This window comes from Salarchaeum sp. JOR-1, assembly GCF_007833275.1.
Lineage (GTDB): Archaea > Halobacteriota > Halobacteria > Halobacteriales > Halobacteriaceae > Salarchaeum.
On sequence record NZ_CP042241.1, the window covers coordinates 174,627 to 188,309 of the forward strand.

15 protein-coding genes are annotated in these 13,683 nt (G+C 68.5%); 6 read left to right on the forward strand and 9 right to left on the reverse strand.

Annotation, left to right across the window (positions count from 1 at the left end; all coding sequences use genetic code 11):
* Positions 1-2 precede the first annotated feature (2 nt).
* Positions 3-416, reverse strand: a complete 414-nt coding sequence (locus tag FQU85_RS01780) for a DUF371 domain-containing protein (protein ID WP_145843837.1) — start codon at positions 414-416, stop codon at positions 3-5.
* 282 nt (positions 417-698) lie between these two features.
* Between FQU85_RS01780 and FQU85_RS01785 the strand changes: the two genes are divergently transcribed.
* The 4 genes from FQU85_RS01785 to FQU85_RS01800 all read left to right on the forward strand — a co-directional run bounded on the left by FQU85_RS01785 (position 699) and on the right by FQU85_RS01800 (position 4,617).
* Positions 699-1,598, forward strand: coding sequence for a coiled-coil protein (locus FQU85_RS01785; RefSeq protein ID WP_145843838.1), 900 nt, complete (start codon positions 699-701; stop codon positions 1,596-1,598).
* Positions 1,599-1,690: 92 nt separating this feature from the next.
* Positions 1,691-2,689 (forward strand): signal peptide peptidase SppA, encoded by a 999-nt coding sequence (sppA, locus tag FQU85_RS01790; protein ID WP_145843839.1) that lies wholly within the window; start codon positions 1,691-1,693, stop codon positions 2,687-2,689.
* 45 nt (positions 2,690-2,734) lie between these two features.
* Complete coding sequence (locus tag FQU85_RS01795) at positions 2,735-3,853, forward strand: DUF373 family protein (RefSeq protein ID WP_145843840.1); 1,119 nt, start codon at positions 2,735-2,737, stop codon at positions 3,851-3,853.
* A gap of 44 nt (positions 3,854-3,897) precedes the next feature.
* Entirely contained in the window at positions 3,898-4,617 is a 720-nt protein-coding gene (locus tag FQU85_RS01800) for a diphthine--ammonia ligase (protein ID WP_145843841.1), read from the forward strand.
* A gap of 229 nt (positions 4,618-4,846) precedes the next feature.
* Here FQU85_RS01800 and FQU85_RS01805 read toward each other — a convergent pair whose 3' ends face one another.
* Together FQU85_RS01805 and FQU85_RS01810 are read right to left on the reverse strand one after the other, a co-directional pair.
* A complete protein-coding gene (locus tag FQU85_RS01805) occupies positions 4,847-5,815 on the reverse strand; it encodes a sugar phosphate nucleotidyltransferase (protein ID WP_145843842.1) in 969 nt (322 codons plus the stop codon).
* Between the two features lie 195 nt (positions 5,816-6,010).
* Entirely contained in the window at positions 6,011-6,295 is a 285-nt protein-coding gene (locus FQU85_RS01810; RefSeq protein WP_145843843.1) for a transcriptional regulator, read from the reverse strand.
* Between the two features lie 70 nt (positions 6,296-6,365).
* Between FQU85_RS01810 and FQU85_RS01815 the strand changes: the two genes are divergently transcribed.
* Entirely contained in the window at positions 6,366-6,779 is a 414-nt protein-coding gene (locus tag FQU85_RS01815; protein ID WP_145843844.1) for a Rieske (2Fe-2S) protein, read from the forward strand.
* On the opposite strand, the gene FQU85_RS01820 is transcribed toward FQU85_RS01815, so the two are convergent.
* The 6 genes from FQU85_RS01820 to FQU85_RS01845 are packed head-to-tail and all read right to left on the reverse strand — an operon-like array spanning position 6,757 to position 12,284.
* Positions 6,757-7,590 (reverse strand): aminotransferase class IV, encoded by an 834-nt coding sequence (locus tag FQU85_RS01820; RefSeq protein ID WP_145843845.1) that lies wholly within the window; start codon positions 7,588-7,590, stop codon positions 6,757-6,759. The two genes, FQU85_RS01815 and FQU85_RS01820, sit on opposite strands and share 23 nt — an antisense overlap.
* The gene (locus FQU85_RS01825; RefSeq protein ID WP_145848682.1) at positions 7,575-8,207 is read right to left on the reverse strand and encodes an aminodeoxychorismate/anthranilate synthase component II; all 633 of its coding nucleotides are present in this window, start codon (positions 8,205-8,207) and stop codon (positions 7,575-7,577) included. Before FQU85_RS01825 ends, FQU85_RS01820 begins: the two co-directional genes overlap by 16 nt.
* A complete protein-coding gene (gene pabB, locus FQU85_RS01830) occupies positions 8,165-9,571 on the reverse strand; it encodes an aminodeoxychorismate synthase, component I (RefSeq protein ID WP_145843846.1) in 1,407 nt (468 codons plus the stop codon). The genes FQU85_RS01825 and pabB overlap by 43 nt, the downstream gene beginning before the upstream one ends.
* A gap of 24 nt (positions 9,572-9,595) precedes the next feature.
* The gene (locus tag FQU85_RS01835; RefSeq protein WP_145843847.1) at positions 9,596-10,300 is read right to left on the reverse strand and encodes a helix-hairpin-helix domain-containing protein; all 705 of its coding nucleotides are present in this window, start codon (positions 10,298-10,300) and stop codon (positions 9,596-9,598) included.
* A gap of 26 nt (positions 10,301-10,326) precedes the next feature.
* Complete coding sequence (locus FQU85_RS01840) at positions 10,327-11,130, reverse strand: shikimate dehydrogenase (protein ID WP_145843848.1); 804 nt, start codon at positions 11,128-11,130, stop codon at positions 10,327-10,329.
* A complete protein-coding gene (locus FQU85_RS01845) occupies positions 11,130-12,284 on the reverse strand; it encodes a sodium:calcium antiporter (protein WP_145843849.1) in 1,155 nt (384 codons plus the stop codon). Before FQU85_RS01845 ends, FQU85_RS01840 begins: the two co-directional genes overlap by 1 nt.
* 81 nt (positions 12,285-12,365) lie before the next feature.
* Between FQU85_RS01845 and FQU85_RS01850 the strand changes: the two genes are divergently transcribed.
* Positions 12,366-13,649: a D-aminoacyl-tRNA deacylase gene (locus FQU85_RS01850; protein WP_145843850.1), complete on the forward strand. Its 1,284-nt coding sequence runs from the start codon at positions 12,366-12,368 to the stop codon at positions 13,647-13,649.
* Positions 13,650-13,683: the final 34 nt, after the last annotated feature.

Consider the following 13,683-nt stretch of genomic DNA (forward strand, 5'->3'; position numbering starts at 1 on the left):
GGTTACTCGACGCGGAGTGCCATCGTGAGCGGCGCGCCGTCGGCGAGAGACGTGACGAAGTCGCGGGGGAGGTCGGCGGCCGCGGCGTCGGCGTCCACCATGATGGTGCGGTCGTCGACGTAGGTGCTGGTGCGGCCGACGTGCCCGCGCTGGTTCTCGAACGCGAGGTCGGGGTGGCCGCTTCCCGTAATCGTGACGCGTTCGTCGGGGGTTTCGAGGACGACGGTGATGGTCGAGTCAGTGTCCTGACAGGCGTCGACGAACTCGCGCGAGAAGTCGCTGGGGGCGCGGTCGGCGTCGATGGCGAGGATGCAGTCGCCGGCGGGCGTGAGGTAGTCGTCGGTCGTGACCTCGAACGTGCTCGCGTGTTCGGCGGAGACGTTCTCGTGGCCGCGGGCATGCACGACTTCTTCCATATCCGCGTTCGGCCCCTCTCGCACTTGAAGGTCTTTATGTGTGCGCGGATTCCCCGAAATCGTGCTAGAGTCCCGCAAACGGACGCGTGGTAGCTGTTTGCACACTCCGATTGAGGGCAAATTTTAAATGTCTATGGGAGGTACTAGATGATACCTGAACGCCCCAGCGTTCACCAGCACCGCTCGAGAATGACAGGCCGTTTTCACTTACGACGATTCGCAGAAACTCGCGAGCGACGCCTGTGTGGCGCACAGCGGCGGAATGGAACCGAGGTTTGAACAATGGTAGAACAAGAAACTATTGACGTGTCGTCCGCGGACGAGCTGATTACTGACGAAGAACTCGAGAACAAATCCAAAGGCCAGCTTATCAAGAAAGCCGGCCAGTTCCGCGACCGACGGAACGAGCTCAACCAACTCGCGTCCTCGCGCGCATCGAAGCGCGACGAGCTGAACGCGAAGACGCGCGAGAAGGTCGACGCGGCGCAAGAACACCGCGAAGACCGCGACGAACTCAACGAGCGCGTGCAGGAGCACAAGGAGATTCGGAACGAGCTCAACGCGGACGCGAACGAGCTCTTCGAGGAGGTCGAAGACCGGAAGTCCGACCTCGAACTCGACGAGGGCAAAGACCTCGAAGAGCTCAAGGAGGAGATCGAGCAGCTCGAGTTCAAGCAGCAGACCGAAGTCCTCTCGACCGAGGACGAGCGCGAACTCATCGAGAAGATCGAGCAGAAGCGCGAGGAGTACCAGACGCGCAAGGAGAAGCTCGACCAGACCGAGGGGCTCGACGAGCTCGTCGAGGAAGCAGAAGAGGTTCGCGCCGAGGCGTCGAAGCACCACGAGAAGGTCACGGAGCTCGCAGACCGCGCGCAGAAGCACCACAACGAGATGATCGAGGCCTACCGAGAGGCCGACGACATCCGTGACGAGGCCGACGAGAAGCACGAGGCGTTCGTCGAAGCGCAGGAGGCCGCCGACGCCCACCACGAGGCCTTCGTTCGCGTGCAGAAACGTCTCCGCGAGCTCGACAAGGAAGAAGAAGAGGAAAAGCAGTCCCAGCGCGAGGCGAAGCGCCAGGAAGCGAAGGAAGAAGCAGAAGACATCTACGAGCGGTTCCAGGAGGGCGAGACCCTCGACACCGAAGACCTTCGGAAGCTCCAGAAGTCCGGTCTCCTATAACTCGGATTTCTCTCTCCCGTTTTCGAGTCCGCGTAGCCACCGGCTCGCCCGGACTGGTGAGTTTTTAACACGCCCCGGCGTGTCGTGTCAGTATGGATACGACGTTCAAGCGGGTCGGGCGGCTGGCGGTGTTCGTGCTCGCGCTCGCCGTGGGCGCGGCCGCGGGCTGGCTGGTGTTCGTAGAGGGCGCTGAGGGAAGTCTCGCGCGTCTGCTTGGCATCGTGCTCGCCATCGGCGTCGCCGTCGCGGTGGGACGCCTCGGCGCGAACGTCGCGGGGTCGGTGTTCGCGCCGTACAACGTCGCGGAGGTCGGCGTCGAAGGACCGATTACGCGTGACGGCGGGAGTTCGGTTCCGATGCAGCCGGGAACCACGCCGGCGGACGCCATCGTCGACCAGATGGAGCGCGCGGACGCGGACGAGAACGTGGACGCGCTCGTCGTTCGGCTGAACACGCCCGGCGGCGAGGTGGTGCCGAGCGACGACATCCGGAACGCGGCCGAGGAGTTCGAGGGCCCGACGGTGGCGTACGCGACGGACACCTGTGCGAGCGGCGGGTACTGGATCGCGTCGGGCTGCGACCGCATCTTCGCGCGGGACGGCAGTATCGTCGGCTCCATCGGCGTGGTGGGGTCGCGGCCGAACGCCTCCGAGTTGATGGACAAACTCGGGCTCTCCTACGAGCAGTTCACCGCGGGCGAGTACAAGGACGCAGGCGTCCCGCTGAAGGAGATGGAGGAGAAGGAACGCGAGTACCTCCAGGGCATTGTGGACGGCTACTACGAGGAGTTCGTGGAGCGCGTGACCGACGGCCGCGACCTGGACGAGGAGACGGTGCGGGACACGGAAGCCCGCGTCTACCTCGGTGAGGACGCGAGAGACCTCGGGTTGGTGGACGAACTCGGGACGCGGGACGCCGTGGACGACTACCTCGAATCGGAGCTCGGCGTCGGCGTGGAGACGCGAGAGTTCGAACCGCAGCGCGGCCTCGCGTCCCGGGTGCGGTTCGGCGCGCAGTCCCTCGCGTTCGCGTTCGGCGCGGGACTCGCGAGCACGGTCGGCGCGGACGACCTCGGGTTCGAGTTCAAGTAGACGGGAGAGTTTTTACTGCGGGGTGCGCATCGTCTACGTACCTGAATGCACACGCTGGTCCTCTGTCTCGACCGGTCGGGCGCGGTGCCGCGCGCGACCGGCGTCACAGCCCCGGTCGCCGGCTGGGAGGCCGTGCAGTCCCTCGTGGTGGAGTACGGCGTCACCGACCCGGAGGACTCCGCGGTGAACTGTCTGCTCGAAGGACTGCGGGTGAGCCGCGACCTCCGGGACGACGGCGAGGAGTCCACAGTCGCCGTCGTGTCGGGGAACGCGGAGTCAATCGTCGGCGCGGACCGCACCATCGCCGAGCAGGTGGACGCCCTCCTCGAACGCTACGACCCGGACGCCGCCATCCTCGTCGTGGACAGCGCGGACGACGAGCGCGTCGTCCCCATCGTCGAGAGCCGCCTCCCCGTCGATTCGGTCGACCGCGTCGTGGTGCGGCAGGCCCGCGACATCGAGTCCACGTACTACCTCCTGAAGCAGTTCCTCGCCGACGAGGAACTCAGGGGAACCGTACTCGTCCCGCTCGGCGTCGTCCTCCTGGTCTTTCCGATACTGCTCGCGCTCACGAGCAGCCTCGCAGTCGCCATCGCCGCCATCACCGCCGTCATCGGCGTGTTCTTCCTCTACAAGGGCCTGAACATCGACGAGTCCGTGAGCGGCCTCCCGAGCCAGGCCCGGGACGCCCTCTACTCGGGCCGCGTGAGCATCGTCACGTACGTCGTCGCCGCCGGCCTCGCGCTCATCGGCGTGTTCGCGGGTGCGCTCGGCGTCTCCGACACGGCGTCGATGGACGGCGGGTTCGTCGCCGCGATGGCGTTCGCGTACTACAGCGTCCCCTGGCTCGCGCTCGGCGCGCTCGCCGCCAGCACCGGCCGCCTCATCGACGAATCCATCCGGGAGGACGCGGTCGGCGCGAACTACGTGAACCTCCCGTTCGGCGTCGTCGCCGTCGGCCTCGTCGTCCGCGGGTTCGCCGGCTACTTCCTCGAACGCGCCAGCGTCCTCGCCCCAGTCACCGTCGGCGGCGTCGACCTCGGCGCGCTCTCCGTCGCGCCCGTCGTGCTCTCCCCTGAGGAGCGCCTGGCCGTCTTCGTCGTCGGCGGCGTGCTCGTCAGCCTCGCCGGCATCCGCGTCGGCGGGATTCTCGGCGACGAGTAGCGGGAGTCCGCGACCCCTATACCCGGCGAGCGCGAACCCCGAGTATGACCGACGGCCAGTGGGTGGGGTTGTTCTCCGGCGGGAAGGACTCGAACTGGGCGCTCTACCGCGCGCTCGAGGACGGACTCGACGTGGGCCGCCTCCTCACCGTCCACCCCGAGGAAGACTCCTACATGTACCACGTTCCCGCGACCAGCCTCACCGAGCTCGCGGCGGAGAGCATCGGCATCCCGCTCGTGAACGTCGACCCCGGCGACCTCGACGCGCTCGACGCCGAGGACTCGGGCGCGCAGGGCGACCGCGAACTCGAACCGCTTGAGGCCGCGCTCCGCGACCTCGCACCCGACCTCGACCGCGGTCTCGCGGGCGTCACCGCCGGCGCGATCGAGAGCGAGTACCAGACCAGCCGCATCCAGGGGATGGCCGACCGCCTCGACTGTGAGGTGTTCGCGCCGCTCTGGCAGGAAGACCCCGAAGCACTCGGCGAGGCGATGCTCGACGCCGGCTTCGAAATCACCATCCTCCAGGTCGCCGCCTACGGACTCGACGAATCCTGGCTCGGCCGCACCCTCGACCACCAGGCGCTCGACGACCTCCGAGAACTCAACGACGAGTACGGCGTCCACCTCCTCGGCGAGGGCGGGGAGTTCGAGACGTTCGTCACCGACGGCCCCCACTTCGACCACGCCATCGAACTAGAGTACGACACTGTCTGGGAGGGAAATCGCGGGCACGTCGAAATCACGGACGCACGACTGGCGTAACGACCGCCCCGCAGTCTCGGAGTAGTGGTTGCGGTGCAGTCAGTTCCTCAGCTGCAACCGAACGCGCAGAGCGCGTTCGGCATTTTTGGTGCAGATTTTTGCAGTGCGTGGGTCGCGTCAGCGACTCCGAACTGGAAACGGGGGCGAATACGGGGCGGTGTGGGACGGCAATCGCGGACACGTCGAACTCACCGACGCGCGGCTGGCGTAGCAGGCGGAACGGACTGAGTTATTTGCCGTTCGAAATCGTGGTGTGTGCGCCGATGAGCGCACCGGCGAAGTCGATGTTCTCGACGTGCGTCTGTTCGTCGATGATGGAGTCGCGGACGTCGCAGTCGACGACGGTCGCGTCGGGGAAGACGAGGGAGTTGTCGAGGCTGGAGTTGACGACGTTCGCGTCGGCCATCACGTGGACGTTCTCACCGAGCGTGGTGTTCTCGACGGTGGCGGAGTCCGCGACGAGGTTGTCGCCGTCGAGCGTCCACGCGACCGCGTCGAGGTAGGACTCGGGCGTGCCGATGTCGAACCACGCGCCCTCGAACGTGAACGCGTGCACGGACTGGCGGTTCTGGAGCCACTGAATGAACCACCCGGGCTCGTCCGGGTTCTCCCCGGCTTCGAGGTACTCGCCGAACGACGGGATGGTGTCCGCGGGGAACGCGTAACACGCGATGGACACCAGCGTGCTCTTCGGATCCGCGGGCTTCTCCTGGAAATCCACGACCTCGTCGCCGTCCAGGCTCACGAGCCCATAGGATTTCGCGCGCTCCTTGCTCCCCACGTCGTACGCCGCGAGCGACGGCGACTCCTTCGCCTCGAAGAAATCCAGGAACTCGGACACGTCGAAACTGATGAGGTTATCGCCCGCGATGACGAGCGTGTCCTCCTCGACCGCCTCTCGCTCGAACAACTGATTCAGCGCCCCCACCACGCCGAACTTCTCGTCTTCTTCCGTCGTGTCCTCGATGGAGAGCGTCGTCTTCTCGTATCCCGCCTCCCGCAAATGCGCCGCGAAATCGTCCGCGAACCGCTCGTTGGTCGACACGAACACCTCACTGATGCGGTCGTCCGCCTCCAACTCCGAGAAAATCCGGTCGATAACAGTAGACTCGCCGACAGGCAGGAACATCTTCGGCCGATGCTTCGTAATCGGCCACATCCGCGTCGCGTACCCGCCAGCCAGCACGACAGCTTTCATACCCCACCGATACCCCGGCCGCGGTAAGGTCTTTTTCCTTCCACTTTTTGCGGGGGCGCTTTGCGCCCCCGAAAACCTGTTCCCGTGAGCGAGTCAGCGAGAGAACGGGAGCCAGTCGGACGCTTTCGCGTCCGACGGTGGAGGAAAAAGCCGCCGCCCGCGCCGCCTCCGCGGTCGCGCCGCGCCGCGCCGCCGCTACGCTATCTTGAACGCGGGTTCCTCGATCCCTTCGTGTTTGCACTCGGGACAGCGCGATGGGAGGTTGAGGGGGTCGTCGAAGTCGTTGAACCCGCATTCCTCGCACTCGGGCGGGCGGACGAGGAGTTCTTCGTCCGTGCCGTCGAGTGATTTCGCGACGTGTTCGACGTGGCGGAGCGCGGCGTGCGCGGTGATGGCGAACTCTGTCGCGAGCGAACTCGGGGTGCCGGGTTGCTCGCGGAGGGCGTCGGCGATGCGTTCGCGGGTCGTCCGCTCTGGCATACCGGGGTTTGGGTTGGCGGTGCTTAGTGTCCATCGGTGGACGTTAGTTCGTGCGACGGCGAGCGGTCGTATGAGCGACGGCGAACGAATCACCGCGGCCGCGACCGTGCCCGCGGATTCGACGTTCCTGTTCACGGTGGACGGCGAGGATGGCGAGGACGAGGCGGTTCTCACGCGCGCCGAGGACGGCGTCGAGGGGTACGTGAACCGCTGCATGCACTTCACGCACATCCGACTCGACAAGGGGAGCGGCGCGCCCGTTCGGAACGGCGAACTCGTCTGCGCGAACCACGGCGCGATGTTCGAGCAGGACACGGGCGTCTGCACGTTCGGGCCCTGCGAGGGCGCGCAACTCGACCGCATCGACATCGACGTTCGCGACGGCGGCGTCTACCTCGTGGACGACGACTACGCGTTCGTGCGGACGGGCGGTATCGAGTCCGACCCGGCCGACCTGGCGTCTACGTCGAACGTCGAGTTCTAGCCCGGTACGCGTCGTGCAGGCGCTCCGTCACGGGGAACGCCTCGTACGTGGTGTCGTCGTATCGGCGGACGGGGCGGAGTTCCCACGTGGAGTTCGTGAGGAACACCTCGTCCGCCCGGCGGAGCGCCGCGGGGTCGTAGCGACCGGTCTCGACGGGAATATCGGCGTCGCGGGCGACGTCGAGGACGACCTCGCGGGTGATGCCGGGGAGAATCGGGCCGTCGAGGCTCGGCGTGCGGAGGACGCCGTCGCGGACGAAGAAGACGTTGCTCGTCGCGCCCTCCGTGAGCGACCCGCTGGCGTCGAGGAGGAGGGCTTCGTCGGCGTTCACGCTCCGGCGCGCGAGGACGCCGTTGAGGTAGTTGTGGGTCTTCGCGGCGGCGGGAATCGCCTCGCGCGGGACGCGCTGGACGGACGAGGTTTCGAGCGTGGCGGGCGCGCCCCACGTCGGTTCGCGGTCGAGTTCGCGCACCTGCACGACGACGGTCGGGTCGGTCGCCGGGTCGGGGTCGAGCTTGCCGGGCTGGACGCCCCGTGAGACGCTGAGTTTGACGTACGCCTCCGCGAGGTCGTTCGCGTCGAGCGTCTCCCGGACGCGCTCGCGGAAGGTCTCGGCTGGGAGTTCGTGGTCGATGCCGAGGAGCGAGCAGGAGTTCGCGAGGCGGTCGAGGTGGGCGTCCAGCCGGAAGACGCGGCCGTCGTAGGCGCGCATCGTCTCGAAGACGGCGTCGCCGTACTGGAACCCGCGGTCGCGGACGCTCACGGTGGCGTCGGCGGCGGGGACGAGGTCGCCGTCTACGCTGTATAACATGTCCGGAGGAAGGTTCGGATCATCTGTTTTCCGCCGTCGGTGAGGATGCTCTCAGGGTGGAACTGGACGCCGACGTGCGGTTTCTCGCGGTGGCGGGCGGCCATCACGAGGTCGCGGTCGTCGGCGGTGTGCGCGGTCGCCTCCAACGCCCGGGGGAGGTCGCCGGTCGCGGCGAGCGAGTGGTAGCGGCCGACGGAGAGCGCGTCGGGGAGGCCGGCGAAGACGCCGCGGCCGTCGTGCGCGATGGTGGAGGGTTTGCCGTGGACGACGCTGGGGGCGTGGCCGACCCGGCCGCCGTTCGCGGCGACGAGCGCCTGGTGGCCGAGGCAGACGCCGAGCGTCGGGTAGTCGAGCGAGAACACGGCCGTGGAGACGCCGGCGTCCGCGGGCGTTCCCGGCCCCGGGGAGACGACGATGCCGTCCGGGTCGAGGGCGCGCACGTCGGCGAGCGTGAGGGCGTCGTTGCGCTCGACGCGGAGTGCGTCGCGGGGGTCGCGGCCCGAGTCGGCGAGCGCGTCGCCGACGTACTGGACGAGGTTGTAGACGAACGAGTCGTAGTTGTCGACGACGAGAATCACGACTCCACCTCCAGCGACGCCTCCAGGGCGTCGTCCAATGCGGTGACGAGCGCGCGGGCTTTCGCGAGCGTCTCGTCGTACTCGGCGGCGGGGTCGGAGTCGTGGACGACGCCCGCGCCGACCCGGAGGTGGTACTCCTCGCGGTGGCGGACGAGCGTGCGGATGACGATGTTCAAGACCGCGCGGCCGTCGAACCCGACGAGGCCCATGCTTCCGGTGTAGGGGCCGCGGCGGGTGGCTTCGACCGCGTCGATGAGCTCCATCGTCCGCGGTTTCGGCGCGCCCGTGATGGTGCCGCCGGGGAAGACGGCGGCGACGGCGTCCGCGAGCGACTGGTCGTCGCGGAGCGTGCCGGTCACGTCGCTCACGAGGTGCATCACCTCGGAGTACCGGTCGACGCGGCGGTACTCGGCGACCTCGACGCTCCCGTACTCGCTGACCTTCCCGAGGTCGTTGCGTTCGAGGTCGACGAGCATCGCGTGTTCGGCGCGCTCCTTCTCGTCGCCCCGGAGTTCCGCTTCGAGCGCGTCGTCCGCGGCGGGCGTGTCGCCCCGGGGGCGGGTGCCGGCGATGGGTTCCGTCCGCAGGCGGTCGCCGTCGCGTTCGAGCAGGAGTTCGGGGCTGGCGGAGACGAGGTCGACGCCCGGGAACTCCACGAGTCCGGAGTAGGGCGCGGGGTTCGCGTCGCGGAGCGCGGCGTAGACTGTGGCGGGGTGGACGCTCGCGGGCGCGGCGAGGCGCTGGCTGACGTTCGCCTGGAAGGTGTCGCCGTCCCGGACGGCGGCCTTCACGTCGCGCACGCGCTCTGCGAACGCCTCGCGGCCGCACTCGGAGACGAACGGCCCCGGTGATACGTCCGGTTTCGACACACCGGGGTCGCCCGTTTGGACGCGTTCGACCAGTTCGTCCGCGCGAGCGACGGCCTCGTCGAACGTGGCGTCCCGCGGGGCGGCGACGACGCGGACGTCGCCGTCGAAGGGTTCCGGCCACGCCGCGAGCGCGTCGTACCGACCGAACTGGAGGCGGGGGAGACCGCGGTCGTCCGCGGCGGAGTCGGGGAGGGTTTCGAGTTCGCGCGCGGCGTCGTAGGACAGCCAGCCCGCGTACCCGCCGGGGAACGGCACGTCACAACCCGCGCGGGCGAGCGTGTCCGTCTCGAACTCGCGGAGGGTTTCGAGCGCGCCGTCGTCCGTTTCGAGGAACGCGTCCGGCTGGACGCCGAAGTACCCCCAGCCGTCGCTCCCGCCCGTGGTCTCGTAGAAAAACCCGGGGTCGTCGCCGCGGGCGCGCCGGTACGCGTCGAACGGTTTCACGCCCTCGACGCGGAGTTCGACGGGGACGCGAACGCCGTCGCCGGCGGCGCGCTCGAAGCGCTCGCGGTCGGTGACGACGGCGGAATCCATACGGGAGAATCGGGGGCCGCGAACTTAGGGTAGTCGCTCCTGCGCGCGGTCGATCCAGCGCTGGACGCGCGAGGGCGACACGTCGATTTCGTCGCCAAGTTCGTCAGCGTCAGCGTCCGCGAGGTCGGCGACCGTCTCGACACCGGTGTCGTGCAGGCGTTCCGCGTACGCCGGCCCGATCCCCTTCAGGAGTTTCACGGCCTCCGCGCCCTCCTCGTCGGGCGCGGACTCGCTCTCCGCGTCCGGTTCGACCTCGTCGATGTCTGTGGTCTCGTCGTCCGCCTCGGGCTGCCCAGCGCCCGCTTCCGCGGGTTCGGCGCGCTCCGACTCCGCGACCTTCTCCCCGTCCTCGACGTGCTCTTCCACGAGCGACTCCGTCGACGCCGACGCGTCCGTCTCCTCCGCAACGGGCTCGTCATCGGTGGCAGGAGTTGCCTCGCTTTCGCCGCCGGTGTCGGGGCCGGCTTCGTCCAAGTCGGCCGTCTCGTCTCCGGCTTCCGGTTGGCCTGCCCCGGCTTCCGCGGGTTCGGCGCGCTCCGACTCCGCGACCTTCTCCCCGTCCTCGACGTGCTCTTCCACGAGCGACTCCGTCGACGCCGACGCGTCCGTCTCCCCCGCGACCGGTTCCTCCTCGCGTTCGCGTTCGACGGTCACGTCGACGCTCCCGTTGCGCCCGGACTCGTCGGATCCGAGGCCGAGCATCGACTTGAGTGCGGATAGCAGTCCCATGAATCGGGCGTAAGCCCGGCTCTCACTTAAAGCCGTGCCCGCAGTGCGGCGTTCATCGCGTCCACGGGGGCGTCCCGACCCGTCCAGCGCTCGAACGCCTCGACGCCCTGATAGAGCAGCATCCACGCGCCGTCCACGGTGTCCGCGCCCGCGTCCCGGGCGTCCCGGAGGAGGCGGGTGTCGAGCGGGCTGTACACGGCGTCCATCACCGTGAGCCCCGCGTGGAGCGCGTTCGCGGGGACGGGCGAGGCGTCCTCGCCCATGCCGACGCTCGTCGCGTTCACGAGCACGTCCGCGTCAGCGAGCAGACCTGGGACGGCGTCGAGGCCGTGCGCGCTCGCGGCGTCGCCGACGTCCGCGGCGAGCGACGCGGCGGTTTCGACGGTGCGGTTCGCGATGGCGACCGACGCGCCGGCGTCGGCGATCGCGAACGCGATGGCGCGTCCCGCGCCGCCAGCGCCGACGAGCACGGCGTTCGCGCCGTCCAACGCGACGCCGTGACTGGTGAGCGCGCGCCGCGCGCCGCCGGCGTCGGTGTTGTGCCCCGTCGGAGTGTCCCCGGAGAAGTCGATGGTGTTGACGGCGCCGATGCGCTCAGCGAGCGGGTCGGGCTCTACGAGGTCGAGCACGTCCCGCTTGAACGGAACCGTGACGTTCAGGCCCGCAATGCCGAGCGCGTCAGCGCCCGCGACGGCGTCCGCGATGTTGGGTTCCGCGGGTTCGAACGTGACGTATCGGGCGTCGATGCCGAGTTCGTCGTAGGCCGCCTCGTGCATCGGCGGGGAGCGCGAGTGCCCGACGGGGTTCCCGACGAGTCCGTAGACGTCCATCAGTGGCCTCCGGTGGTGATACCGAGGAACACCACGAAGTACACGAGGAGCGCGATGAACGCCGCGTAGAACACGCCGCCGATGAGGAACGGCTTGAAGCTCATCGGGTCGTCGTGGGCGCTCCGGGCGCGAGCGTACAGGATACCGCCTGAGATGACGGCGAGGATGACGGAGAACGCGTTCAGGAAGCCCGTCGTCCCCCAGGCGAGCGTGAGATCCCAGTCCGTGTAGACGATGCCGAGCGTGACCGGGAGCGTCCCCTGGAACGCCATCGCGCCCGTGATGTTCCCGATGGCGAGCGTGTCCTTATCGCGGCTTATCCAGAGCACGCTGTTGAACTTCTCGGGGAGTTCGGTGGCGAGCGGCGCGATGAGTAGCGCGACGATGGCGACCGGGACGTCGAGGACTTCCTTCGACACCCACTCGATTTCGGTGACGAAGAGGTGCGCGCCGCCGATGATGATGCCGAGCGCGAACAGCGTCTGGAACGCGACGAAGAAGACGTGCGGGTTCTCACCGTGCTCGCGGGGGTCGTAGCCGAGGCGGGCGGCGAACCGCTCGAAGATGAGGCCGAAGTGGAGGGCGTCGAGGTCTTCGGACTCCACGAGCTCCCCCGCCTGCAGGGACTGGTAGAGGTAGAAGACGTAGAGGAGGATGAGCGAGGCGCCGAAGCCGTACTGAACGGTCTCCTGCCCGAGGCCGAAGCCGCCCTCGGGGACGAACGCGGCGGTGAACGCGATGACGTATCCGACGAGGAAGAAGGAGAGGTCGCGGCGCGTCGTCGCCTCGTTGAAGTGGAGTTCCGGGCCGTGGGTGCGGCGCGCCCGGAAGTAGTAGACGCTGGTTCCGACGAGGAACATCGCGATGGTCGCGAGCATGAAGGGCGCGCCGAGAATCGCGCCGACGCCGACGTGCGACGCTGACTCGCCGCCCTGGATGATGGCGATGACGGGGATGAGGGTCTCGGGGAGTGCGGTGCCGACCGCAGCGAGGATGCTTCCCGTCGCGGACTCGGAGACGCCGAGGCGATGGCCGAGCCACTCGACGCTGTTCGTGAACACTTCCGCGCCGAGCAGAAGGAACGCGAACGAGAGGACGAGAAGGATGCCGCGTTCGACTCCCGCAGGGAACGGGAGAACGGGAATAGCGCTCATGCGCCCGACTTACGCGAGGGCGCTGTTAAGCCCTTCCAAACTTCGACGCGCTCAAACCCGCGACGCGCCAGGAGGAGAACGATGATAGGCGTGGTCGTCAGTCGCGCGGACGAAGCGTCCGTCGCTATCGGCGAACAACTCAGGGACATCGCGGACTGGACGAACGCGGGGGGCGCGTGGCATCGGGACGGGTTCGAACTCCGGGAGTTCGAGGACTGGCACGTCGAACTCGACGGCGTCGCGGCGGCGTTCTCCGACCCCGACCTCGTGGTGTTCGCGTCCCGGCACTCGGGCGACACCGGCCCCCTCCTGACGGCGCACCACACCGGGAACTTCGGGCCGGGCGAGTTCGGCGGCGAGGACTACGCGCTCGCGGAGGCCGCGCCCGAGGCGCACCGCGCGCTCCTCGACGGCTTCCGCGAGCACGCCCCCGACGAGTACGAGGTCGGGATGGAGTGCACGCACCACGGGCCGACCGAGGTGGGCGCGCCGTCGCTGTTCGCGGAACTCGGCAGCAGCGAGGACGAGTGGCGGGACGACGCGGCCGCGCGAGCGGTCGCCCGGGCAATCCTCGACATGTCGGGGGTCGAGCCGCAGGGCGGGCGGTCGCTCGTCGGGTTCGGCGGCGGGCACTACGTCCCGCGCCCCACCAGAATCGTCGCGGACACCGAGTGGGGGTTCGGGCACGTCGCGGCCGAGTGGTGTCTCGACGACATGGGCGCGCCCGGCGAACACCGCGACACCATCGACCGGGCGTTCGCGGCGACCGACACGGAGTACGCGGTCGTGGACGGCGAGAAACCCGGCCTCGAAACGACCATCGACGACCTCGGGTATCGCGTCGTGAGCGAGACGTGGGTGCGGGAGACCGACGGCGTGCCGCTCGACCTCGTGCGGGCGCTGGAGGACGAGTTCGCGAGCGTGGACGACGGCCTGCGGTTCGGCGAGAACGCGAGCGGGGAGTACGTCATCGTGGATTTGCCGGACGACCTCTGGGCGGACGCGCACAGCGTCAACGCGGAGCGCGCCCGCCGAATCGCGCGGGAGACGACAGTGGCGTACGAGACGACGGAGAACGGGAATCGCGTCGAGGGACGGAGCGCGTTCCCCGACCGCGAGGCCTACGACGAATACGTCCAGCGGCTCGCCGACCTCCTCCGCGAGAAGTACGACGCAGTCGAGGTCGAACCGGACGAAGTGGTCGTCACCGACGTCGCGTTCGACCCCGACCTCGCGCAGGACGCGGGCGTTCCCGAGGGCCCGAAGTTCGGACGGCTCGCCGGCGGACAGCCGGTGGAGGTCGATGGGGAGACCGTCACTCCCGGGGACGTGTCCCGAGAGCAGACCGCCCGATACCGCGTCTGACACGCGTCGGACGCAAGGGGGAAAGGTAATTAAA